The organism is Microbacterium azadirachtae, from assembly GCF_025583665.1.
GTDB lineage: Bacteria > Actinomycetota > Actinomycetes > Actinomycetales > Microbacteriaceae > Microbacterium > Microbacterium azadirachtae.
Window position 1 is genome coordinate 2,600,683 of record NZ_CP099706.1, and the last position, 20,844, is coordinate 2,621,526.

Consider the following 20,844-nt stretch of genomic DNA (forward strand, 5'->3'; position numbering starts at 1 on the left):
CACCCGGCCTCTGCGAAGGAGGCCCGATCATGAGCATGCAGGCGCAGCCGAGCGGCACCACGACCCACGCCGACTGGGGCGCGGGGCGCCCCCATCTGCTGATCACATCCGACGACACCCGGCTGGTCCATCAGCTCGTCGACGATGAGACGCGCATCGGATCCGCGGGAGACTGCCAGATCCGACTGGCCGGACTCGCCGCGGTGCACGCGGTCATCCGGCACGACGCCCACGACGACTACGACCTGGAGATGCTCGCCCCCGGGCAGACCAGCGCGAACATCGCCAAGTCCGCCGAGGAGGAGGGCCGCGCGGTCGAGACCCTGCACACCGGCGCGCGGTTCACCGCGGGCGACTGGCGCTTCGTCTTCGTGCGCGACGAGTTCGCCGACCATGGCCGCCCCTACGGCGGACGGCTCGGCGGCGAGGGCGCGCATCAGCGCCGTCAGCCCCCTCGCCCCGACTACGAGGCCGAAGGGCACACCGGCGCGATGCCCGCACCGCCGGAACCTCCCGTGATCGCACCCGAGGACGGGCTCCCCTCCGACTGAGCCGAGGACCCGCTGCTCGGCACGCTGTGCCCTGTCGAGGGCGCTCCCTGTCGCAGGCGCTGTCGCCCGTCGGCGGTCTGCGGAATACTGGTGCCGTCCGAGGAGGCGACGTGTTCCAGACCGACGTGACCGATGTCCCGCAGCTGAGCTTCACCGGCGCCATGCCCGGCGCGGGGCGGATCGACCAGCTCGTCGCGGAGGCGCATGATCGATACTCCGGCCAGGACGACGGCACCGTGGCCGACTACATCCCCCTGCTGGCGGAGGCGGATCCGGCGTGGTTCGGGTTGTCCGTGGTCGACGTCGACGGAGGCACCCACGCAGCCGGGGACGTCGACATCGCCTTCTCGATCCAGTCGATCTCCAAGGCCTTCGTCTTCGCGCTCGCGGCCGACGAGATCGGCCACGACACCATCGTGGAGACGGTGGGCGTGAACAACACCGGCCTCGCCTTCAACTCCGTCGTCGCCGTCGAGCTCAACGACGGCAGCCCGATGAACCCGATGGTCAACGCGGGGGCGATCGCCACGACCGCCCTGGTGCCCGGGGCGCATGCGGACGAGCGCTGGCAGCGCATCCGCGACGGACTCAGCCGCTTCGCGGGGCGTCCCCTCGCGCTCGACGGCGAGGTGTACCGGTCCGAGTCGTTCACGAATCATCGGAACCAGGCGCTGGCCCTCCTGCTGCAGAGTTACGGGCGCCTGGCGATCGCGCCGGACGAGGCGACCGACATCTACACACGGCAGTGCTCGCTGGCGGTGACGGCGCAGGACCTGGCCGTGATGGGGGCGACTCTCGCCGACGGAGGCGTGAACCCGGTGACCGGCGAGCGCGTGGTCTCCGCCGAGACGGCCCGCGACACGCTCGCCCTCCTCGCGTCCTGCGGGATGTACGAGCGCAGCGGGGAGTGGCTGTTCGAGATCGGCCTTCCCGCGAAGTCCGGCGTTTCGGGAGGCATCGTCGCGATCGCGCCGGGCAAGGGCGCTGTCGGCACGTTCTCCCCCCGCCTCGACGAGGCGGGCAACAGCGTGCGCGGGCAGCGTGCGTGCGCGTTCCTCTCCCGCGCGCTCGGCCTCAACCTCTTCGCCTCGGCGCCCCGCGCCGCAGGCCCATCCCCCGCGTGACAGGATCCGATCCCCCTTCGAAGGAGCCGTTCATGACCGCCGCCACCGCCACCGAGCACGTCGAGGAGCGCCGCTCCTGGGCGCCCATGGTCGGGCTCTTCCTCGCCCAGGTACTGATGTCGTTCAACGTCGCCGCCCTGCCGATCTCGCTCGGCGGGATGGTCGAGGACTTCGGCGTGCCGCCCACCACCGCCAGCTCGACGATCGTGGTCTATGGTCTCGCCGTCGCAGCCCTCGTCATGACCGGCGCCAAGCTCGGGCAGAGGGTCGGCTGGGTGCTGATCTTCCGCGTCGTGGTGGCCGTGTTCGCGGTGAGCAGCGTGATGATGATCACCGCCTCGTCCATCGGCTGGGCGATCGGCGGCCAGGTGCTCGCGGGCGCCTCCGCGGCCATCATCGTCCCCTCGCTCGTCGCGCTCATCGCCGAGAACTATCGCGGCGCACAGCAGGCGACCGCCGTCGGCTCCCTCGGCTCCGCGCGGGCCTTCTCCGGCATCAGCGCGTTCCTCATCGGCGGAACCCTGGGCACCCTCGTCGGCTGGCGGCCGGTGTTCTTCATCACGCTCGCCCTCGCGGTGGCGGTGTTCGCCCTGAGCTTCGGGCTGCGCGGCGACCGCGGCAACCCGGCGATCCGGATCGACCTCGTGGCGTCGGTGCTGATCGGCGCCGCGGTCGTGCTGCTCACCCTGGGCTTCAACAACCTCAACGCCTGGGGGATCGTCCTCGCCGAACCCGGGGCGCCCTTCTCCGTCCTCGGGCTCTCCCCCGCCCCGGTCTTCGTCGTGGTCGGCGTGATCTTCGGACAGGCGTTCTTCCTCTGGACCCGGCGCCGGATGAGGATCGGGAAGGTGCCGCTCGTCGACCTGAGCGTGCTCGGCAAGCGCTCGGAGCGCGCCGCGGTGTACGCGATGTTCATCATCGTGGCGATGGAGGCGGCGGTGAACTTCACCGTGCCGACCTACATCCAGGTGGTGCAGGGACGGACGCCGTTCGACACGTCCCTCGCGATGATGCCGTTCAACCTCACCGTGTTCGTGACCGCGACGCTCATCGTGCGCTTCTACAAGCGCTTCGCCCCGCGGACCATCGCACTGTTCTCCTTCACCCTGACCACCGCCGCCCTCGTCTGGCTCTCGATCGTCGTCACGAACAACTGGGAGACGTTCCCGACGATCCTCGGTCTCGTCGTCTTCGGCATCGGTCAGGGATCGCTCGTCACGCTCGTGTTCAACGTGCTCGTCACCGCGGCGCCGAAGAGCCTCGCCGGGGACGTGGGATCCATCCGCGGCACGACGCAGAACCTCGCGAGCGCGGTGGGGACGGCGGTCATGGGCGCCCTGCTGGTCACTCTCCTGAGCATGGGATTCACCCGGGCCGTCGCCGAGCACGACGAGCTGCCGCCGTCGATCATGACGCAGGTCGATCTGGACCAGGTCAACTTCCTCAGCAACGACGCGCTCAAGGCGAAGTTCGAGGAGACGGACGCGACGCCGGCGCAGATCGACGCCGCCGTGGCGATCAACGAGGAGCAGCGCCTGCGCACGCTCCGGCTCGGCTTCCTCGTGCTCGCCGGCATCAGCGCGATCGCCGCCCTCCCGGCGTCTCGCCTGCCGCGCTACCGCCCGGAGGAGATCCCGGCGCCGGACAACCTGCCCGACGAGGACTGAGCGGCGCTCAGGACTCGGACGGCTGCAGCGGCAGCTGCGGGCCGTGGTTCCAGGCCAGGATGGCAGGCTGCTCGCGCGAGTATCCCAGCACCGAGACGGATCCGGCGTCGAGCGTGATCGCGGCGCCGAAGCGCGGGGCCTGGCGCAGGAACACGGCGGTGAGGATCCGCAGGTAGTGGCCGTGGGCGATGAGCGCCACGTCGCCGTCGACCATCGCCGGCAGCACCCGGGTGAGCACCCGCGAGGCGCGGGCGGCGACCTCTTCGACGGTCTCCCCCGGCGTCTCGCCACGGATCACGCCGTGCGTGAACGCGCTCCAGTCATAGCCGAGCTCCGCGCGGATGTCCTTGGTGGTGCGCCCCTCGTAGCCGCCGTAGTCCCACTCCACCAGCAGCGGGTCGACGTCGGCCTCGAGACCGGCCAGCTGCGCCGTGCGGCGGGCGCGCTGCAGCGGCGAGGAGAGCACGAGCCGGAAGTCGTAGCCGGTGACGAGCGCGCCGGCCAGACGGGCCAGCTCCTCCCCGCGCGGCGTGAGCGGGATGTCGGTGCGCCCGGTGTGCCGACCGCTGCGCGACCACTCGGTCTCGCCGTGCCGCAGCAGCACGAGCTTGCCCTGCGGGTTGTCCGGGGCGGGACGGTCGGGCAGCGGGTCAAGGGGCGTCGCGAGGTTCTGCACCCTGCAACGGTACGCTCCCGCGCCCGTCCTCCTCCCGGACGACAGGCGGTCGCGCGGCATCGCGCTGCGCGCGGCGCAGCCGTGTGCAGGCGAGCGGGACGATCCTCACCCCGACGATCATGCTGCGCAGACCGAGCACGATCGTGAGCGCACGCACTCCCCAGGCCGGCAGGAACGCGCAGAGCACCGCGAGCGCGAGGTCGAGAACGCCGAAGACGAGCTCGACCCGGGGCGTCTCGCTCTGCGCCCGCACCACCGCCACCACCTTGGACATGCCGCTGGAGAGATAGACGAGCGCGGCGATCAGGACCAGGCCGTCGTCGGGCACCGCCCCCGCGCACAGGGCGGCGCCGCCCGCCACCGCGAGCAGACCGCTCACGACGCTCAGGATCCGTCCCCGGCCACGCGTAAGCGCGGAGCCGAGATCGTCGATCCCCGACAGCAGGAAGCCGAGGCCGATCAGGAGGCGCAGCCGCAGCAGCACCGCGTCCCCCTCAGCGATCAGCAGCACGACGCCCGAGAGCAGCGAGACCGCTCCCGCCGCGGCGACGAGCCACCACGGCAGCCCACGGAGCCGAGCGGCGAGACGCTCGCGAAGGGTCCAGGCACGGTCATGCAGGGCGGGCACCTGAACATGCTACGGGCGCCAGGACAGTGCCACGAGGGCGAGGACCCGGCTTCGCGTCAGCCGCGCAGCAGCACGAACAGCAGGCAGAGCACGCCGACGAGCAGGGTCGCGGCCGTCAGCGCCACCACCGGCAGGCCGGAGCGCAGCACGACCGGCTCGGTCGAGGTGAGCGCCCTGTGCTGTCGCCGGTACCGCCGATGGGATCCGACCAGCACCACGAGCGCGAGCACGAGCCCCGCGAATCCGAGCACGAGCGCGACCCCGCCGATGACCGAGGGCAGGATGCGCATGATGACCACCGACCCGCCGGCGAGCGCGAGCGCGGTGCGCCGCCACGCCAGGGCGGTGCGCTCGGGCTGCAGTCCGGGGTCGAAGACCCGCTCGGGTTCGCCGGTCACGCCAGGAGCACCCCGAGGAGCACCAGCACGCCGGTCGCCACCACGACCAGTGCCAGCGGGATCGCGATCCACGGCGGTCCGAGCGGGGTCGACTCGCGCAGCGCCCGCTCGGTGCGCATCCACCCGAACCACGCCTGCACCGGGGTGAGCAGCCCCGCGACGATGAGCAGGATCGACGCCGCATGACGGAATCCCGGATGCATGCCGAGCCCCAGCGCCTCCAGCGCGACGCCGCCCGCGAGCAGGGCGAGGGAGGTGCGGATCCAGGCCAGGAACGTGCGCTCGTTCGCGAGCGTGAACCGGGCATCCGGCTCCTCGCCGCGGTCGTAGACACGCCGGGGGAATCGGCTGCTGGTCATGCGTCCTCCGTTCGGAGCGAGACGGTGCGGAATCCCGCGTTGCCCATCGACGAATCCGGGGTGTTCGAGCTGCGGGCCGAATTGCGGTAGCGGTTGCAGTACGAGCTGTGGCACAGGTAGCTGCCGCCGCGCAGCACGCGCGCCGCGCCGAGCGACGGGCCGCGGGGATCCTGCTCCGCCGAGCGCTCGTAGGCGCGCGGGTCGAACCAGTCGGCGCACCACTCCCACACGTTGCCGACCGGCTGGTGCAGTCCGTAGCCGTTGGCGGCGAAGGCCCGCACGGGAGCGGTCGTCAGCCAGCCGTCGTCCAGGGTGTTCGTACGGGGGAAGTCCCCCTGCCAGATGTTCACGCGCCAGCCGCCGTCGTCGGGCTGCTCGTCACCCCACGGGTAGGTCGCCCCCTCGAGCCCGCCCCGGGCCGCATACTCCCATTCGGCCTCCGTGGGCAGGCGGCGGCCCGCCCAGCCGCAGTAGGCGACGGCGTCGTTCCAGCTCACGTGCACCACAGGGTGGTCCGCCAGTCCGTCGAGATCGGAGCGCGATCCGCCCGGGTGCGCCCAGTCGGCTCCCCGCACGCCGAACCACCACGGGGTGCCGGCGGCCGGCCCCATGACGTCGGCATCGGGCGCGGCGACCGCGAGGTGGAACACGGCCGAGAAGCCGAAGGTCTCCGCCTCGGTGCGGTAGCCGGTCGCCGCGACGAAACGCGCGAAGTCCGCGTTGGTCACGGTGGTCGCATCGATGTCGAACCCGCGGAGCGTCACGCGGTGCCTCGGCGTCTCGCCGTCGCCGCGGTTCTCGTCCCCCGAGGAGTCGCCCATGACGAAGGTTCCGGCGGGGATCCGAGCCTGCGCGATGCGGTGTCCGTCACGTCCGTCGAGGGAGTCGTCGACGGGAGTCCCGAGCAGCGGGAGCGCCGTCCGTCCGCCCGGCAGCGCCTCGCGCGCGGGCCCCCCGCATGCGCACTCGGGACCGCAGGATTCACCCATGGCACCATCTTCCTCGCCCCGTGGCGCGCAGGCGAATCGAGCGGCTCGCCCCGCGGCCCGACACACGCGCGGCGGACACGAAGAAGGCCCCGAGCGACTGCTCGGGGCCTTCTGTTCCGGTGGACCCAAGGGGATTTGAACCCCTGACCTCCTCGATGCGAACGAGGCGCGCTACCAACTGCGCCATGGGCCCGAGAACTCCCTCAGCCTATCACGCCGACGCAGACGGGTCCGACTCGGCGGCCGAGCCTGCGCACACCGGGCGTGTCGGAGGGTGTCAGCCGGCCGCGCGCTGCGCGAGCAGACGCCGCACGTGCGCCTCGATCTCGGCGTCGTCGACGTAGCCCATCCGGGCGTACGGCGACTCCCCCGCGGCGGCGGGCGCGGGCAGCTCGACGGGCGCCGGCGGCGCGAGCTCCTCCGCCTTGCGCTGCAGCTCGGCGGCGCGGGCGGCTTCGCGCGCCAGCGTCTGGGCGTCGATCGTGGCGCGTGCGGCGTGCGCGCGGGAGCCGGCGACCGAGACCATCGGCTCGGGCAGGGTGCGCGGGGTCCACGTCCGCGGACCCTGATCGTGCAGCTCGGCCTCGCGCGCCGGCGCGGCGACGGCCGGGGCGGCCTCGACGCGCACGGCACGACGGGCGGCGCGGCGGGCGACGGCGGCCATGCGCTGCAGCATGCCCAGGGCGAGGACGGCGACGACGCCGGCCGCCCACAGCAGTGCCGAGGATCCGCCTTCGACGACCTGCCACACGCCGACGCCGACGGCGGCGAGCGCGAGGAGCAGGAGGACGGTGGCGACCAGGCGTGTGCGACGGCGCGCACGCGCGCGACGGAAGGCGGGGTCCGCATGCGTCGCGGCGAGCTGCTCGCGCAGCCGCTGCAGCTCCGCCTGCTCCCGGTCGGACTGCAGGCGACGCGCGAGCTTCTGCTGCGCGAGGGCCGTGCGGGCGTTGAGCTCCAGCTGCACCTCGCGCGGAGCCTCGCTGGTCTCCGCCAGCACGCGCAGCGCGCGGTTGAGCCGCAGCGCGTTGCGCTCCGCCGCGTCGTACTGGTGCTGTCCGCGCCACGACGGCAGGAAGTACAGCAGCCACAGCAGCGCCGCGACCAGGACGATCACGCCCCCGCTCAGCACCGGCCCGTTCATGCCCTCCACGGTATGCGACACACTGTCTGCGGCGCCGCAGACACGCGCATGCGCCCGCGGCGGACGCGCGCTCGCGCGGGCACGCTCGCACGACCGCGCGACGCCTGCAGGACCGCGCGACTCTGGCAGGACCGGATCCCGGATCTGATCCTGCGGGCGTGCGGGAGTCCTGCAGGCGTCGCCGCGCGGCCCCCGTGTCCGCCCGGGCGAGTAGGGTCGGCACGTGACCCCGTTCACCCCTCTGCACCGGCTCGTCATCGCGGTCGCCGTCCTCGCCTCGTTCGTGACGTTCCTCGACGGCACGGTCGTGACCGTCGCACTTCCCGCGATCAGCCGCGAGCTCGGCGGCGGCATCACCACGCAGCAGTGGGCGGTCGACGCGTACCTGATCACCCTGAGCGCGCTCATCCTGCTCGCCGGATCCGTCTCCGACGCCTACGGGCGCGTGCTGGTGATGCGGATCGGGCTTATCGCTTTCGGCGTGGCCTCCGTCGCCGTGGCCGCCGCCCCCACTCCCCTGGTGCTCATCATCGCGCGTGCCGCCCAGGGCGCGGCCGGCGCGCTGCTCGTGCCGAGCTCCCTGGCCCTGATCACCGCCGTGATGCGCGGCGAGGTGCAGTCCAGGGCGATCGGGGTGTGGACCGCGTTCACCACCGCCGCGCAGCTCGTGGGCCCGCTCCTCGGCGGCCTGTTCGTCGACCTGCTCTCCTGGCGCTTCGTCTTCCTCATCAACGTGCTGCCGATCGCGGTGACGCTGGTGCTGCTGTCCCGCCTGCATCTGCCCGACCCCCCGCGCACGGTGCGGGTCGACTGGCTCAGCGGCGCGCTGTGCGCGATCGGCCTCGGCGGTGTGGTCTACGCGCTCATCGAGCAGCCGCACCAGGGCTGGTCGTCCCCCGCCATCCTCCTCACCGGGATCGGCGGCGCCGCCCTGCTGGCCCTGTTCCTGCTGCGGCAGCGGCGTCCGCAGCCGCTCATGCCGCTGTCGCTGTTCCGGGTGCGCAATTTCGCGTGGGGCAATCTGGCCACCCTGTTCGTGTATGCGGCGCTGTCGCTGAACGGCTTCGTGCTCGGCGTCTACCTGCAGCAGGGCGCGGGGCTCAAGGCCACCGAGGCGGGGCTGGCCAGCCTGCCCATCACGATCCTGATGATCCTGCTCAGCTCCCGCGCCGGCCGGCTGGCCGGGCGTCTCGGACCCCGGCTGTTCATGGCGGCCGGTCCGCTGATCATGGCCGCGGGGGTGCTCCTGCTCCTGCTCGTCGCCGAGCAGTTCGACTACTGGTGGCAGGTGCTCCCGGCGATGATCGTGCTCGGCGTGGGGCTCTCCGTCACGGTCGCGCCCCTCACCTCGGCGATCCTCGGCTCGATCGATGAGAGCCGATCCGGCATCGCCTCGGCGGTCAACAACGCCGTGTCGCGTGTGGCCGGGCTCCTCGTCGTCGCGATGCTGTCCACGATCGTGGGCGGCACGCTGAACCTCGCGGGCTTCCACACGGCCACGATCGTCACGGCTGCGCTCTTCGCGATCGGCGGGATCGTGTCCTGGATCGGGATCCGACGTCCCGCGGCCGAGCCGGCGATGCCGGATCCTGCCGTGTCGGATCCGTCCGCCTGAGCCCCGCGGCCCGGAGCGGCCGAGCGGGAGCGGGTCAGAGCGGCAGATCCGTGTGCGGCAGGTCGGTCGGCGGCACCGCCGCCCAGTCGGCCGGGACGCGCCCCTCGGTCCACCGGTTGAGCACACCGCCCGGCACGTCCTCGCGCACGAGCGAGAACGCGAGGTGGTCGCGCCAGTCGCCGTCGATGTGGATGAACCGGCGTCGCAGCCCCTCGTAGCGGAAGCCGAGCTTCTGCACGACGCGCAGACTCGGCCGGTTCTCCGGGCGCAGACAGATCTCGATGCGGTGCAGCCCGAGGTCCGTGAAGGCGAGATCGGTCGCCATCGCGACCGCCGCCGGGGTGATCCCGTGCCCGGCGAAACGCTCGCTCACCCAGTAGCCGATGGTCGCGGAGCACAGCGAGCCCCGCATCACGCCCCAGATGTTGAGCTGGCCGGCGATGACCCCGTCGTACTCCATCACGAACGGGTAGCCGGTGCCGTCGCGGTACTGCTGCAGTAGACGGCGGATGCTGACCCGCATGTCGATGCCGGTCTGCAGGCCGGGCAGCGTCGCCTCCCACGGCTGCAGCCAGCGCCGGTTCGTGACCAGCTCATGCTGCAGCGGGCGCGCGTCCTTCGGCCGGATCAGCCGCAGCTCCACCGGTCCGTGCCGCATCGGGGCCGAGATGTCCACGAGCCGCTCAGATCCCCTCGGCGAACTCCTTGAGCCAGACGCGCAGGTCCGGCCCGAGGTCGTCGCGGTCGGCGGCCAGCTGCACGATCGCCTTGATGTACTCGAGGCGATCGCCGGTGTCGTAGCGGCGGCCGCGGAAGATCAGGCCGTGCACGCCCGGGCCGTCCGGGTCGGCGGCCAGCTCCTGCAGCGCGTCCGTGAGCTGGATCTCCCCTCCCTTGCCCGGCGGGGTGCGCTCCAGGATGTCGAAGACGGCCGCGGGCAGCACGTACCGGCCGATCACGGCCAGGTTCGACGGCGCCTCCTCGCGTGCCGGCTTCTCGACCAGCCCCGTCACGTGGCGGACGTGGTCCGGTGCGCCCTCGGGGATCCCGTCGACGGCCGCCGTGCCGTACAGGTGGATCTGCTCCGGCTCCACCTCCATGAGCGCGATCACGGCCGCGCCGGAGCGCTCGTGCTCGGCGATCATCTCGGTGAGCAGCGGATCGCGCTCGTCCATGAGGTCGTCGCCGAGGAGCACCGCGAACGAGCTGTCGCCGACGTGGGTGCGGGCGCGGAGCACGGCGTGCCCCAGTCCCTTGGGCTCGCCCTGCCTCAGATAGTGGATGTCCGCCAGGTCGCTGGATGCGACGACGCGAGCCAGGCGGCTGTGGTCGCCCTTCTGGCTCAGCTTGCCCTCGAGCTCGGGGACGGAGTCGAAGTGGTTCGAGATCGCGTTCTTGTTCCGGCCGATGATCACGAGGATGTCCTCGATGCCCGCGGCCACCGCCTCCTCGACGACGTACTGGATCGCCGGCTTGTCGACGACGGGCAGCATCTCCTTGGGCATCGCCTTCGTGGCCGGGAGGAACCGCGTGCCCAGACCCGCCGCAGGGATCACGGCCTTGATGCGTGCCTTCGTCATCTGCTCAGCTTAGGGCGCGTCGCGCGCGTCGAACCCTGCGTACAGCGCGGACGGCGCGGATCGCCTCGCGTCCGCACGTGCGCCCCGCCGGTAGAATCGGGGCCATGCCGGGCGCCATCGACCATGCGAAACGCGCGCTGCGCGCCGACCTGCGCGAGCGTCGCGCGCTGCTGTCCGACGCGCAGCGGGCTGCGGCGGAGGCGGCCCTCACGGCACGTCTGAACGATCTGGTCGCGACGACCGGCGCCCGCTCGGTCTCGTGCTTCCTGTCCACCACGACCGAGCCCGGCACCCGCACCTTCATCCGGGAGGCCGTCGCGCGCGGGATCCGGGTGCTGCTGCCCGTCACCCGCGAGGACGGTCTGCTGGACTGGGCCGTCGCCGGCGACGAGGACGAGATCACGACCGGGCTGCACGGTCTGCCCGAGCCGACCGGCGAGATCCTGAACCCCATGGCGCTCGACGAGGTCGACCTGCTCCTGGTCCCCGCGGCCGCCGTTGACCGCACCGGGATGCGCATGGGCTGGGGCCGCGGGTACTTCGACCGCACGCTCGGCTCGATGCAGAAGTGCCCGCCCGCGTACGCCGTCGTGTTCGACTCCGAGATCCTCGACGAGGTCCCCCGGGATGTGCACGACCAGCCGGTCACCGGCGCGGTCACGCCCGAGCGCACCGTCGTCTTCCCCCTGACCTGACCCTTCCTCACCGAGACCCTGCGAGGCCCCATGCCCACCTACTCCTACGCCTGCACCGCCTGCGGCCACCGCTTCGACGCCGTGCAGTCGTTCTCCGACAGCGCGCTCACCGAGTGCCCCGAGTGCCACGGGCGGCTCCGCAAGGAGTACGGATCGATCGGCGTGACGTTCAACGGCTCCGGCTTCTATCGCACCGACTCGCGGTCCGGATCCGGCTCGTCGTCCTCCTCGGGTGCATCATCGAAGGCTGAATCGACGGCGAGCGCCAAGCCGGCGCCCGCCTCCGCACCGGCCTCGGGATCCTAGGCCGACCTTTCAGGGGAGAGAAAGAACAATGATCAAGGGCTTCAAGGAGTTCATCCTCCGCGGCAATGTCATCGACCTGGCCGTCGCGGTCGTCATCGGGGCGGCGTTCTCGGCCATCGTCGACGCGATCGTCAAGGGACTCATCAACCCGCTCATCGCCCTGTTCTTCAGCGCACAGGATCTCAACCACCTGGTCTGGGAGGTCCCCAACCTGCAGGGCACCACCACCACCTTCGCCTACGGCTCGATCATCGGGGCCGTCATCAACTTCCTCGCCGTCGCCGTCGTCATCTACTTCGCGTTCGTGATGCCGATGAACCACTTCAACCAGCGCCGGGCCGCGAAGGCCGGCGTGACGGAGGAGCCCGAAGCCCTGCCCAGCGAGCAGGAGCTGCTGATCCAGATCCGCGACCTGCTCGAGAAGCAGAAGTCGGCCTGACCTGCATCCTCGACGCCCCGGCGCCCTCGTGGCGACCGGGGCGTCGTCGTCTCGGGACGCACGGTCAGTAGTGCGGCGGCACCTCGCGGCGCATGCGGTCGTCGTTGGGGCCGCCGGTCCCCGTCGCGGGCGCGGAGCCGTCGCGATCGCGCTCGTCGGGTTCGGCGTGCGTCCCCGGTGCGGGGGTCAGCCTCGCGCGCCGCGACCCGCGCACCCGCACGACCCGCTGACGGGAATCGGTGGCGTCGGCCCGCGGCTGCGGGTCAGGATCGTCAGGCATCGTCGACGTCGAGGGGTTGCGTGTCTCCATCGACGCGCGGCGCGTCCAGCGGGACTCCGAGCACGGCGCCGATGCGGCGGGCCACCCCGGCCGGGTCGCTGTACAGGTCGAACGCGTGCACGCGGATGTAGTGCCAGCCCAGGCGCCGCAGCACCTGCGGGCGCAGGCGCAGCGTCTCGCGCAGCGACTCGGGTCGCGACTCCGGATCCGGCTCGATCACCACGGCCTTGCCCGCGTGCTGGGCGACCAGGGGCAGCAGGCCGCGATAGTCGACGTCGACGGCGATGCCCAGGCGGCGCAGCTCACGGGCGAGGGCCAGCGTGAGCGGATCCGCCTGGTCCTCCGCGCGCTCCTCGCGCGCGTGGCCCGCGAGACCGCCGAGGATCAACATGAGCGTGGCGGCGCCGTGATCGAGACGGCCCTCGTCGAACGACGAGGGGCGGATCGAGGAGACGATCACCATCGACCGGCGAGCCCGGGTCATCCCGATCGTGAGCAGGCGGTCGCCGTCGGGCGAGGAAAGGTCGCCGAAGTCGCTGAGAACCCGGCCGTGCTTGGTGACGCCGAAGCCGAGGGAGAAGATCACGCGGTCGCGACTCTCCGCGGCCGCCTCCTCCAGCGTCAGCACGATGAACGGCTCCTGGGTGTCCCTGCCCACGAACTCGGCGACGTCGCTGCGCCCGGCGAAGGCGACCGACACGGCGGCGAACACGCGCTCCGCGTGCGTGCGGCTCGCCGTCACCACCATGAGGGACTCGGTGGGGCGGTGCACCGCGTGCTCCACGACGAGCGTGACCACGCGCGCGACCTCGGCCTCGGGGCTCTCCATCGCGCCGGTGTCGGGGTTCGGGATCCCCACGCCGCCCTCGACGTAGTCGACCGTGAGCGACCCGCGGCCGAGGTACGAGCCGGCCCACGGCAGCGACACGATCTCGCCGCCGTAGAACGCGTCGTTGATGAGCGAGGCGAGGTCCTCTCCCCCCGCGCGGTAGCTGCGGGTGAGCGTGACGACGGGGAGGACCTCAGAGAGGCGCTCGAACACCGACACCTCGTCGAAGGGCTCCTCCTCGTCCCGGTCGTCGGCGGGCACCGTCGCGACCTGGAAGGGCGTCGGCTTCTGCAGCACGGGATCGCCGAACGCGACGATCTGGCGCGCCCGCCGGATCGCGGGCGTCGCCTCGGCCAGGTTGATCGCAGCGGCGTCGACCAGGATCACGGTGTCGAACTCGACGGAGTCGGGCAGTTCGGGCACCTGGTACGGCGACGCGATCCAGACGGGCGCGAGCACCCGCATGAGGGTCGGGGCCGCGGCCACCAGCTCGGCGACCGTGGTGCGGTGCTGCGTGAGCGCGTGGCGGAGGTTCTGCGCCTCCGTCGCCTCGTCGACGATCGCGATCTTCCACTGCCCGCTCAGCTGCCAGGCCAGCAGCGGCCCGGCGGCTCCGGCGTGCGCCTCGTCCACGAGGCGGAAGTCGCGCTCCAGCTGGTCGACGACGGACGTGTTCGCCCCCAGCAGCGAGCGGTTCTGCCGCAGCGCCTGCTCGAGCAGCGACTGCCACCAGGCATATTCGAGCTCGACGCCGACGCGGTCCTCCGAGAGGTGCCGGGTCGACAGGTCGACCAGCAGCGGCTCCAGGCCGAGCGAGGCCAGCTCGTCGCGGATCCGGGCGCGCTCGATGAGGTTCTCGAAGACGTCCGACTTCGCGGCCAGGCCCGCCAGCGTGCGCACGAGCCTCGCCACCGGAAGCGCGGCGAGCGGCTCGCGCCGCCCCAGGGCCGCGTCGAGCTCGGCGAGCTGGGCGTCGACGTCCCGCCAGGCGACCGAGGCGTCCGCGAGGCCGAGCGGGATCTCGGGCGCGACCCCGGCGTCGACGTAGCGCTGCCACTCGGTGCGCTGCGCCTGGATGCGAGAGAGCGCCTCGTGCATGTCGCCGACGTGCGCGCCGGGCCGCACGTACTCCTTGGCCAGCTGGCGGAGCCGGCGGCGATTGGCCCCGGTCATCGCCGGAGCGTCGCGCCGGCTGCCGTGCGCCTTGATGAGCTCGCCGAGAGGACGCTCGAACACGGCCGGCGTGAAGCGGTCCAGGGAGTCCCGGATGCCCCGGAGCAGGCGCAGGTACTCGCCCAGCTCCGCGATGGTCGCGAACGGGCGCATCCGCGTCTGCGCGATGAGCTCGTAGCCTTGCTCGAGCAGGTCGGGGACCGTGCGGGCGTGCAGGCTCTCCGCGAGCGCGTGCACGCGGTGCGCCTCCTCCGTGGAGGAGAACACCACGCCGTACCACGGGGAGTCGTCCGGCCCGAACCGGAACTCGCCCAGCCGCGCGGCCTGCGCGAGCGCCTCGCCGGCGCGGGTGCGGTCCTCGGCGAGGTTCTGCAGCGCGGTGCGTCCGAGCCGGGCCGTCGTGGTCGGCGGCGTCGGGAGCAGCGCGAGCCGGGTCAGCATGCGGGTGGCGTCGAGCACGCTCGCGCCCAGCGCCGGATCCTTCTCGGTCAGGGCGCGACGGTAGTCGCGCAGAACGGTGCGCAGCCGCACCAGGGCGTCGTCGATCTCGGCCAGCTTGGGGGCCGCGGCCTTCTCGTTGCGGCCGATCGCGCGCACCAGATCCCGGCGCACCGACGCGGGAGACACCGCGAAGCCGTCCAGGCCGATGCCGCTCAGCCGGTGCCGCACGCCGTCGAGCGTGGAGCGCCGCGGCGAGACCACGAGCACGCGCCGTCCTGCGCGCACCAGTTCGCCGATCGCGTTGATCACCGTCTGCGTGCCGCCGGTTCCGGGAAGCGTGGAGACGGTGAGCGAGTGCCCCGCGGCGATGCGGGCGAGCACCTGCTCCTGCTCCTGGTCCGCGTCGAGAAGCAGGTTGTCCGACGCCGGGGCGCGGTCGTCGGGCCCCGCCGCCGAGGGTGTCGGGCCGGGGGCGCTGATGCGTTCGCGATCGGCCGCGTGACCGGCGAGGGCGTTCAGCATCGGGTGGTCGAGGTCGTGCGCGTCACGGGCCATCGCCGTGCCCACGTCGGCGAAGGTGGACACGACCATGCGCGGCTGCACCGAGAACGTGTCGACCGACTTCGTCGCCGCGCGCAGCATGTCGATCGCGGGCTGCGGGGCGAACACGCCGTTCTGGTAGGCGAGGGCCGCCAGCCGCGCGTCATCGATCGTGATGCCGAAGTGGTCGCGCGCGATGCGCACCAGCTCGGGGTTGAGGGAGAACTGGCCGTGCAGCTTGAGCTCGTAGTCGGCGTAGTGACGGCGGATCGCCAGCGGGCGCAGCAGCATCGGCGCGGCGTAGTCGACGCCGCCGATGCGCCAGGTGCACAGGCCGACCGCGAGGTGCACCGCGTCGAGGCCGCGCACCGTGCGCAGTTCGGTGTTCTTCGCCGTGATGCGGTCGGCGGCCAGGCGTGCGTTGCGCAGACCCACCTCGTCGCGGAAAAGGTTGGACAGCAGGGTCGATCGACCGGTGATGAACTGCGGCAGGCTCCCCGGATGCGCCCGCGAGATGTCGATGCCTGCTGCCGCGACGTCGCGATACGCGGTGAGCGGCGAGGGTCCGCCGAGCTCGGCCGCCTCCGCCCTCAGACGCGCGCGCTCGGTCGTCGCCGCATGCGCGACGCGCACTCCCGGTTCTGCCACATCGACGTCGCTGGGCGTCACGGACCTGTCCTCCGCATTCTTCCCGTCACGTCGCCACACACGACAAAGACTAGGCGTGTCGGACGGGTGGAACCGTCAGATCCGCTGGGTTTTGCCGGATTCAGCTCCGTTCTCCCTCCACAGCGGGCCTTTTCCGACTTCTTCCCCCCGTTTGCGCGCTCCCCGCCGGCGGCGTCGGCGGCGTGATCGAGGATGGGGGCATGAGCTTCCGCTACGACTTCGCCGACACCCCGTTCGGGGATGCGCTCCTCGTCTTCTCCGATGACGGACTGGTCGCCTTCGATCTGCCGGAGGGCATGCACCGCGACTCCCCGTGGGCGCTCGAGGCGATCACCCGGATGCTGCACACGCTGCCGGAGCCGGATCCGGGAGCGGGCGCGGAGATCGACGAGCTGCTGCGCGCCTACTTCGACGGGGAGCCGATCCGCTTCGACCAGGAGCTGCGCCTGGACTGGCGGCTCGCGAACGGCTTCACCCGGACGGCCCTGCAGGCGGTGTGCGAGATCCCCTGGGGCGAGACCGCGAGCTACGGCGAGGTGGCGGCGCTCGCCGGGAGCCCCGGGGCGGCCAGGGCCGTCGGCACGGCGTGCCGCACCACACCGTTCTCGATCGTCGTGCCCGTGCACCGTGTGGTGCGCGCCGACGGCTCGCCCGGGCAGTACGGCGCGCATCCCGAGCGCAAGCAGTACCTGCTGGAGCTCGAGTCCGACGCCGCCGCGCATCGCCCGCCAGCGGACGGCGTCCGCCCCGGCGTGTAGGCCGCCGGGGCGGACGCGCCTCAGTGCTCGACCGCCTTCTCCGCGCCGTAGCCGGTGAGCGAGCGCACCTCCATCTCGGCCGCGAGACGACGGTCCTCGGTGCCGCGGTCGAGGACGGATCCGAGCCATCCCAGGAGGAAGCCGAGCGGGATGGAGAGGATCCCGGGATTCTCGAGCGGCCAGATCGCGAAGTCGACACCCGGCAGGAACGACGTCGGCTTCCCCGAGAACACCGGCGAAAGCACGATCAGGATGACCGCCGCCGCGAGCCCGCCGTACATGCTCCAGACGGCACCACGGGTCGTGAAGCGCTTCCAGAACAGCGAGTAGAGGATCGTCGGAAGGTTCGCCGAGGCCGCGACCGCGAAGGCGAGGGCCACGAGGAAGGCGATGTTCTGCCCCTGCGCCCCGATGCCGCCGAGGATCGCCAGCACACCGATGACGATCACCGTGCGGCGTGCCACGCGCACCTCCCCGTTCGGGTCTGATTCCCCGTCGTCGCCCCTGCCGCGCTTGACCACGTTCGCGTAGATGTCGTGCGCGAACGACGCCGCCGCCGTGATCGTGAGCCCGGCGACGACGGCGAGGATCGTGGCGAACGCGACCGCCGAGATGAAGCCCATCAGCACCGGTCCGCCCAGGTGGAGCGCGAGAAGGGGCGCGGCGGAGTTCACCCCTCCGGGCGCCTTCGTGATCGTCTCCGGCCCGACCAGGGCTCCGGCGCCGTAGCCCAGCACCAGCGTGAGCAGGTAGAAGACGCCGATCAGCCAGATCGCCCACACCACCGAGCGACGGGCCTCCTTGGCCGTGGGCACGGTGTAGAACCGCATCAGCACGTGCGGCAGACCCGCTGTGCCGAGCACCAGGGCCAGGGCGAGCGAGAGGAAGTCCCACGGATTGGCGCCGTACTTCAGCCCCGGGCCGAGGATCGCGTCCTTGGGGTCGGACGTCGATGCGGCGACGGCGCTCTCCAGCAGGATGTTCAGGCTGAAGCCGTTCAACGCCAGCACCCAGATCGTCATCGCGACCGCCCCGGCGATCAGCAGGCCGGCCTTGACGATCTGCACCCAGGTCGTGCCCTTCATGCCGCCGATGAGCACGTAGACGATCATGAGCACGCCGACCACGGCGATGATGAGCGACTGGCCCAGCCGGTCGCTGATTCCGAGCAGGAGCGAGACCAGGCCTCCGGCGCCCGCCATCTGCGCGAGCAGATAGAAGAAGCACACGGCGAGGGTCGTCAGGGCCGCCGCCATCCGCACCGGGCGCTGCTGCAGTCGGAAGGACAGCACGTCGGCCATCGTGAACTTGCCGGTGTTGCGCATGAGCTCGGCGACCAGCAGCAGCGCCACCAGCCAGGCGACGAGGAATCCGATCGAGTAGAGGAATCCGTCGTATCCGTTGACGGCGATCGCGCCGCAGATGCCGAGGAACGATGCCGCGGAGAGATAGTCGCCCGCGATCGCGAACCCGTTCTGCGGCCCGGAGAAGCTGCGCCCCGCGGCGTAGTAGTCGGCGGCGGTCCTGTTGTTGCGGCTCGCCCTGATCACGATGAACAGGGTCACCGCGACGAACGCGAGGAACACCGAGATGTTCAGGATCGGATTGCTCTGCTCGAGCGTCGCATCGGCGACGGCGCGGACGCTCATGCGTCGCCCTCCGCGTTCTCCAGCGTCTCGCGAATGCGCGCGGACTGCGGATCCAGGCGGCGATTCGCGAATGCGACATAGCCCATGGTGATGGCGAACGTGGTCACGAACTGGCCCAGGCCGAACAGCAGCCCGATGGTGATGTCGCCCCAGACCCGCTGCGCCATGAACTCCGGCGCGAATGCCGCGAGCAGCACGTACACGAAATACCAGACCAGGAACAGTGCGGCGAGCGGGAACACGAAGGACCGGTGATCCTTGCGCAATCTCTGGAACGGTGGGGACTGCTGCACCTGCAGATAGTCGATCGCGTGCGAACGCCGCGCATCAGTGGATTCGGACATGGGGCCTCCTTGCCTCATATCGGTGTCCTGCGACGCGCCCCGATGCGCGCCGAGGTGATAGCGTCGACGCTACGAAAGGCGGGGACGCGGACGTCACCCCCGGAAGTTGGTAGTCGGTGAGCACCTTCGAGACCATCGGATCCGATGCGGATCTCATCGCGCAGGCCGTGCGCGAGCTCATCCGCCGCACCCGGTTCCCGGTCGCGTTCGGCGGTCTGCTGTCCGGCGGCGAGGTGCCGGTGACATCGATCGTCGGCTCGCGCACCCGCAGCCTGGAGGGCCTGCGCGTGCAGCCTCAGCGCGGACTCGGCGGGCGGGCGATGACCGAGCTGCGCCCGCGCATGACCCACGACTACGGCTCGTCACGGCAGATCACCCACGACTACGACGGCTTCGTGCTCGGCGAGGGGCTGCGCACCCTGCTCGCGATCCCCGTGGTCGTCTCGGGCCGACCGCGCGGCGTCCTGTACGCCGGCGCCTGGGACGAATCACCCGCGGGAGGCGTCGCCGCCGCGCCCGCGATGCAGATCGCCGAGGAACTCGCGGGCGAGCTGCGCATCCGCGAGGAGGTGGAGCGCCGCCTGCGCGCGGCGAACGCCCCCACTCCCCCGCCGGAACTGAGCCCCGCTCAGCGCGAGAGCCTGCGGGAGGGCTTCGCCGAGCTGCGCTCCGTCGCCGCGCTCGTGCAGGATCCGGCGGTGCGCACGCGCCTCGGCGACCTCGAGCGCCGGCTGCTCGCGCTCTCGGCGCCGGCCTCGCCGCCGAATGCGCCGGACGTGCACCTCTCCCCGCGGGAGAGGGATGTGCTGGCCTGCGCCGCCCTCGGGCGCACCAATGCGCAGATCGCGGAGGAGCTGGGGCTGCGCGAGTCGACGGTCAAGGCGTATCTGGGGACCGCGATGGCGAAGCTGGACGCCCCGACGCGGCACGCCGCCGTGGCCGCGGCGCGCCGCGAAGGCCTGATGCCCTGATCGCCGCCGCCAGTGCCCGGGCCCGCGCTGCCCTGCTCCTGCTCAGGTGCACTCGCTACCCTGGAGGCAGCGCGTTGCGCACCCGGACGAGGCGGGCCAGTACCCGGACAGCGAAAAGACTGGCTCTCAGGAGGCCCGCCATGGCGTGGATCGTGCTCATCATCTCCGGACTGTGCGAAGCCGTATGGGCGACAGCGCTCGGCAAGTCCGAGGGATTCACCAGACTCTGGCCGAGCGTCGTGTTCGTCATCGGCCTTGCTGCGTCCATGTTCGGACTCGGCTGGGCGATGCGGGAGATCCCGACTGCCACCGCCTATGCCGTCTGGGTCGGAATCGGCGCGTCGCTCACGGTGATCTGGGCGATGATCACCGGCGATTCCGCGGTTTCCTGGATCCGGATCGTTCTGATCCTCGGATTGGTCGGCTGCATTGTCGGATTGAAACTCATCGACGAAGGCCATGCGTGACATTCCGCATTCCAATGATTGCCCTGCGCATTTCCTGCCCGTAGATTCTTCATCATGGCACGCAAAATCGTTCATCAGCTCGTCGACGATATCGACGGTTCCGTTCTCGAGGTCGGGGAAGGCGAGACCGTGCATTTCTCGCTGGACGGATCCGCTTATGAGATCGACCTGACCAGCGCACACGCGGCAGACCTGCGCGCCGCGCTCGCACCGTACATCTCCTCCGGACGACGCACCCAGCGCGCGGCGACCGGGCGCGCGGTCTCGGCATCCAAGCGTCCGAACCGGAACCCGGAGACCGCGTCGATCCGCGCCTGGGCCGGCGAGAACGGATACAAGCTCTCCGAGCGCGGCCGCATCCCGGCCGACGTGATCGAGGCTTATCGCGCCGCGCACTGATCCCCGACACGAAAGGGACCGCTCCTCGGAGCGGTCCCTTTCGTCATGTCTGCGCGGAGTGCCCCCGACAGGATTCGAACCTGCGACCTGCCCTTTAGGAGAGGGCCGCTCTATCCGGCTGAGCTACGAAGGCGCACTCCCAGTCTAACGATC

23 protein-coding genes, 2 tRNA genes and 1 riboswitch are annotated in these 20,844 nt (G+C 71.5%); of the genes, 11 read left to right on the plus strand and 14 right to left on the minus strand.

Translation table 11 applies throughout. From position 1 onward, the window contains the following. The first annotated feature begins 29 nt into the window (after positions 1–29). From NFX31_RS12280 to NFX31_RS12290, 3 genes are all read left to right on the plus strand, one after another. Positions 30–551, plus strand: a complete 522-nt coding sequence (locus NFX31_RS12280; protein ID WP_175491274.1) for an FHA domain-containing protein — start codon at positions 30–32, stop codon at positions 549–551. A 110-nt stretch (positions 552–661) separates the two neighbouring features. Further along, positions 662–1,675, plus strand: coding sequence for a glutaminase A (glsA, locus tag NFX31_RS12285; protein ID WP_374700571.1), 1,014 nt, complete (start codon positions 662–664; stop codon positions 1,673–1,675). A gap of 32 nt (positions 1,676–1,707) precedes the next feature. Continuing rightward, positions 1,708–3,342, plus strand: coding sequence for an MFS transporter (locus tag NFX31_RS12290; RefSeq protein ID WP_045249249.1), 1,635 nt, complete (start codon positions 1,708–1,710; stop codon positions 3,340–3,342). Between the two features lie 7 nt (positions 3,343–3,349). Here NFX31_RS12290 and NFX31_RS12295 read toward each other — a convergent pair whose 3' ends face one another. The 7 genes from NFX31_RS12295 to NFX31_RS12325 form a co-directional block, all read right to left on the minus strand. Next, positions 3,350–4,018, minus strand: a complete 669-nt coding sequence (locus tag NFX31_RS12295; RefSeq protein ID WP_091736500.1) for a histidine phosphatase family protein — start codon at positions 4,016–4,018, stop codon at positions 3,350–3,352. Further along, on the minus strand, positions 3,993–4,646 hold the full coding sequence (locus tag NFX31_RS12300; RefSeq protein WP_045249248.1) for a hypothetical protein: 654 nt from the start codon (positions 4,644–4,646) through the stop codon (positions 3,993–3,995). Before NFX31_RS12300 ends, NFX31_RS12295 begins: the two co-directional genes overlap by 26 nt. 56 nt (positions 4,647–4,702) lie before the next feature. Then, positions 4,703–5,044: a DUF202 domain-containing protein gene (locus NFX31_RS12305; protein WP_045249247.1), complete on the minus strand. Its 342-nt coding sequence runs from the start codon at positions 5,042–5,044 to the stop codon at positions 4,703–4,705. Beyond that, entirely contained in the window at positions 5,041–5,403 is a 363-nt protein-coding gene (locus tag NFX31_RS12310; RefSeq protein ID WP_045249246.1) for a YidH family protein, read from the minus strand. Before NFX31_RS12310 ends, NFX31_RS12305 begins: the two co-directional genes overlap by 4 nt. After that, positions 5,400–6,392 carry a formylglycine-generating enzyme family protein gene (locus tag NFX31_RS12315; RefSeq protein ID WP_262955851.1) on the minus strand — a complete coding sequence of 331 codons (993 nt, stop codon included), beginning with the start codon at positions 6,390–6,392 and terminating at the stop codon, positions 5,400–5,402. The genes NFX31_RS12310 and NFX31_RS12315 overlap by 4 nt, the downstream gene beginning before the upstream one ends. 120 nt (positions 6,393–6,512) lie before the next feature. Further along, a tRNA-Ala gene (locus tag NFX31_RS12320) sits at positions 6,513–6,585 on the minus strand. Between the two features lie 84 nt (positions 6,586–6,669). Continuing rightward, on the minus strand, positions 6,670–7,536 hold the full coding sequence (locus NFX31_RS12325) for a hypothetical protein (protein WP_262955852.1): 867 nt from the start codon (positions 7,534–7,536) through the stop codon (positions 6,670–6,672). A 223-nt stretch (positions 7,537–7,759) separates the two neighbouring features. Here NFX31_RS12325 and NFX31_RS12330 point away from each other — a divergent pair, with 223 nt between their 5' ends. Continuing rightward, positions 7,760–9,151, plus strand: a complete 1,392-nt coding sequence (locus tag NFX31_RS12330) for an MFS transporter (protein WP_262955853.1) — start codon at positions 7,760–7,762, stop codon at positions 9,149–9,151. Between the two features lie 34 nt (positions 9,152–9,185). On the opposite strand, the gene NFX31_RS12335 is transcribed toward NFX31_RS12330, so the two are convergent. Then, positions 9,186–9,809 (minus strand): GNAT family N-acetyltransferase, encoded by a 624-nt coding sequence (locus NFX31_RS12335; RefSeq protein ID WP_045250693.1) that lies wholly within the window; start codon positions 9,807–9,809, stop codon positions 9,186–9,188. Between the two features lie 25 nt (positions 9,810–9,834). Further along, positions 9,835–10,731, minus strand: coding sequence for a UTP--glucose-1-phosphate uridylyltransferase GalU (gene galU, locus NFX31_RS12340; RefSeq protein WP_045250611.1), 897 nt, complete (start codon positions 10,729–10,731; stop codon positions 9,835–9,837). 104 nt (positions 10,732–10,835) lie between these two features. Between galU and NFX31_RS12345 the strand changes: the two genes are divergently transcribed. The 3 genes from NFX31_RS12345 to mscL are packed head-to-tail and all read left to right on the plus strand — an operon-like array spanning position 10,836 to position 12,171. Beyond that, the gene (locus NFX31_RS12345) at positions 10,836–11,426 is read left to right on the plus strand and encodes a 5-formyltetrahydrofolate cyclo-ligase (RefSeq protein ID WP_262955854.1); all 591 of its coding nucleotides are present in this window, start codon (positions 10,836–10,838) and stop codon (positions 11,424–11,426) included. Between the two features lie 30 nt (positions 11,427–11,456). After that, positions 11,457–11,732: an FmdB family zinc ribbon protein gene (locus tag NFX31_RS12350; RefSeq protein ID WP_045250613.1), complete on the plus strand. Its 276-nt coding sequence runs from the start codon at positions 11,457–11,459 to the stop codon at positions 11,730–11,732. A gap of 28 nt (positions 11,733–11,760) precedes the next feature. Beyond that, positions 11,761–12,171 carry a large conductance mechanosensitive channel protein MscL gene (gene mscL / locus NFX31_RS12355; protein WP_045250614.1) on the plus strand — a complete coding sequence of 137 codons (411 nt, stop codon included), beginning with the start codon at positions 11,761–11,763 and terminating at the stop codon, positions 12,169–12,171. 64 nt (positions 12,172–12,235) lie between these two features. Here the strand turns inward: mscL and NFX31_RS12360 are convergent, their stop codons facing one another. Next, the gene (locus NFX31_RS12360) at positions 12,236–12,451 is read right to left on the minus strand and encodes a hypothetical protein (RefSeq protein WP_045250615.1); all 216 of its coding nucleotides are present in this window, start codon (positions 12,449–12,451) and stop codon (positions 12,236–12,238) included. After that, positions 12,444–16,103, minus strand: coding sequence for an AAA family ATPase (locus NFX31_RS12365; RefSeq protein WP_262955855.1), 3,660 nt, complete (start codon positions 16,101–16,103; stop codon positions 12,444–12,446). The genes NFX31_RS12360 and NFX31_RS12365 overlap by 8 nt, the downstream gene beginning before the upstream one ends. 200 nt (positions 16,104–16,303) lie before the next feature. On the opposite strand from NFX31_RS12365, the gene NFX31_RS12370 reads away from it, so the two are divergent. Continuing rightward, entirely contained in the window at positions 16,304–16,861 is a 558-nt protein-coding gene (locus NFX31_RS12370) for a methylated-DNA--[protein]-cysteine S-methyltransferase (RefSeq protein WP_045250617.1), read from the plus strand. Between the two features lie 20 nt (positions 16,862–16,881). On the opposite strand, the gene NFX31_RS12375 is transcribed toward NFX31_RS12370, so the two are convergent. Together NFX31_RS12375 and NFX31_RS12380 are read right to left on the minus strand one after the other, a co-directional pair. Beyond that, a complete protein-coding gene (locus NFX31_RS12375) occupies positions 16,882–18,510 on the minus strand; it encodes a solute symporter family protein (RefSeq protein WP_091479225.1) in 1,629 nt (542 codons plus the stop codon). After that, positions 18,507–18,854 (minus strand): DUF485 domain-containing protein, encoded by a 348-nt coding sequence (locus NFX31_RS12380; protein WP_091479227.1) that lies wholly within the window; start codon positions 18,852–18,854, stop codon positions 18,507–18,509. Before NFX31_RS12380 ends, NFX31_RS12375 begins: the two co-directional genes overlap by 4 nt. Before the next feature lie 116 nt (positions 18,855–18,970). Between NFX31_RS12380 and NFX31_RS12385 the strand changes: the two genes are divergently transcribed. The 3 genes from NFX31_RS12385 to NFX31_RS12395 all read left to right on the plus strand — a co-directional run bounded on the left by NFX31_RS12385 (position 18,971) and on the right by NFX31_RS12395 (position 20,691). Beyond that, complete coding sequence (locus NFX31_RS12385; protein ID WP_045250620.1) at positions 18,971–19,825, plus strand: LuxR C-terminal-related transcriptional regulator; 855 nt, start codon at positions 18,971–18,973, stop codon at positions 19,823–19,825. A 64-nt stretch (positions 19,826–19,889) separates the two neighbouring features. Beyond that, a riboswitch (guanidine-III (ykkC-III) riboswitch) is annotated at positions 19,890–19,954 on the plus strand. Positions 19,955–19,965: 11 nt separating this feature from the next. Next, the gene (locus NFX31_RS12390) at positions 19,966–20,292 is read left to right on the plus strand and encodes a DMT family transporter (protein ID WP_045250621.1); all 327 of its coding nucleotides are present in this window, start codon (positions 19,966–19,968) and stop codon (positions 20,290–20,292) included. A gap of 54 nt (positions 20,293–20,346) precedes the next feature. Next, positions 20,347–20,691, plus strand: a complete 345-nt coding sequence (locus NFX31_RS12395; protein ID WP_045250622.1) for a histone-like nucleoid-structuring protein Lsr2 — start codon at positions 20,347–20,349, stop codon at positions 20,689–20,691. A gap of 59 nt (positions 20,692–20,750) precedes the next feature. Here NFX31_RS12395 and NFX31_RS12400 read toward each other — a convergent pair. Then, positions 20,751–20,824, minus strand: a tRNA-Arg gene (locus NFX31_RS12400). Between the last annotated feature and the right edge of the window lie 20 nt (positions 20,825–20,844).

What these genes read in the sequence shown, in the direction of transcription:
- NFX31_RS12280 (WP_175491274.1), top strand. Translation starts at nt 30, where the DNA reads ATGAGCATGCAGGCGCAGCCGAGCGGCACCACGACCCACGCCGACTGG.
- NFX31_RS12290 (WP_045249249.1), top strand. Translation starts at nt 1,708, where the DNA reads ATGACCGCCGCCACCGCCACCGAGCACGTCGAGGAGCGCCGCTCCTGG.
- NFX31_RS12310 (WP_045249246.1), bottom strand. Translation starts at nt 5,403, where the DNA reads ATGACCAGCAGCCGATTCCCCCGGCGTGTCTACGACCGCGGCGAGGAG.
- NFX31_RS12315 (WP_262955851.1), bottom strand. Translation starts at nt 6,392, where the DNA reads ATGGGTGAATCCTGCGGTCCCGAGTGCGCATGCGGGGGGCCCGCGCGC.
- NFX31_RS12325 (WP_262955852.1), bottom strand. Translation starts at nt 7,536, where the DNA reads ATGAACGGGCCGGTGCTGAGCGGGGGCGTGATCGTCCTGGTCGCGGCG.
- NFX31_RS12335 (WP_045250693.1), bottom strand. Translation starts at nt 9,809, where the DNA reads ATGCGGCACGGACCGGTGGAGCTGCGGCTGATCCGGCCGAAGGACGCG.
- galU (WP_045250611.1), bottom strand. Translation starts at nt 10,731, where the DNA reads ATGACGAAGGCACGCATCAAGGCCGTGATCCCTGCGGCGGGTCTGGGC.
- NFX31_RS12345 (WP_262955854.1), top strand. Translation starts at nt 10,836, where the DNA reads ATGCCGGGCGCCATCGACCATGCGAAACGCGCGCTGCGCGCCGACCTG.
- NFX31_RS12350 (WP_045250613.1), top strand. Translation starts at nt 11,457, where the DNA reads ATGCCCACCTACTCCTACGCCTGCACCGCCTGCGGCCACCGCTTCGAC.
- mscL (WP_045250614.1), top strand. Translation starts at nt 11,761, where the DNA reads ATGATCAAGGGCTTCAAGGAGTTCATCCTCCGCGGCAATGTCATCGAC.
- NFX31_RS12360 (WP_045250615.1), bottom strand. Translation starts at nt 12,451, where the DNA reads ATGCCTGACGATCCTGACCCGCAGCCGCGGGCCGACGCCACCGATTCC.
- NFX31_RS12370 (WP_045250617.1), top strand. Translation starts at nt 16,304, where the DNA reads ATGAGCTTCCGCTACGACTTCGCCGACACCCCGTTCGGGGATGCGCTC.
- NFX31_RS12375 (WP_091479225.1), bottom strand. Translation starts at nt 18,510, where the DNA reads ATGAGCGTCCGCGCCGTCGCCGATGCGACGCTCGAGCAGAGCAATCCG.
- NFX31_RS12380 (WP_091479227.1), bottom strand. Translation starts at nt 18,854, where the DNA reads ATGTCCGAATCCACTGATGCGCGGCGTTCGCACGCGATCGACTATCTG.
- NFX31_RS12390 (WP_045250621.1), top strand. Translation starts at nt 19,966, where the DNA reads ATGGCGTGGATCGTGCTCATCATCTCCGGACTGTGCGAAGCCGTATGG.
- NFX31_RS12395 (WP_045250622.1), top strand. Translation starts at nt 20,347, where the DNA reads ATGGCACGCAAAATCGTTCATCAGCTCGTCGACGATATCGACGGTTCC.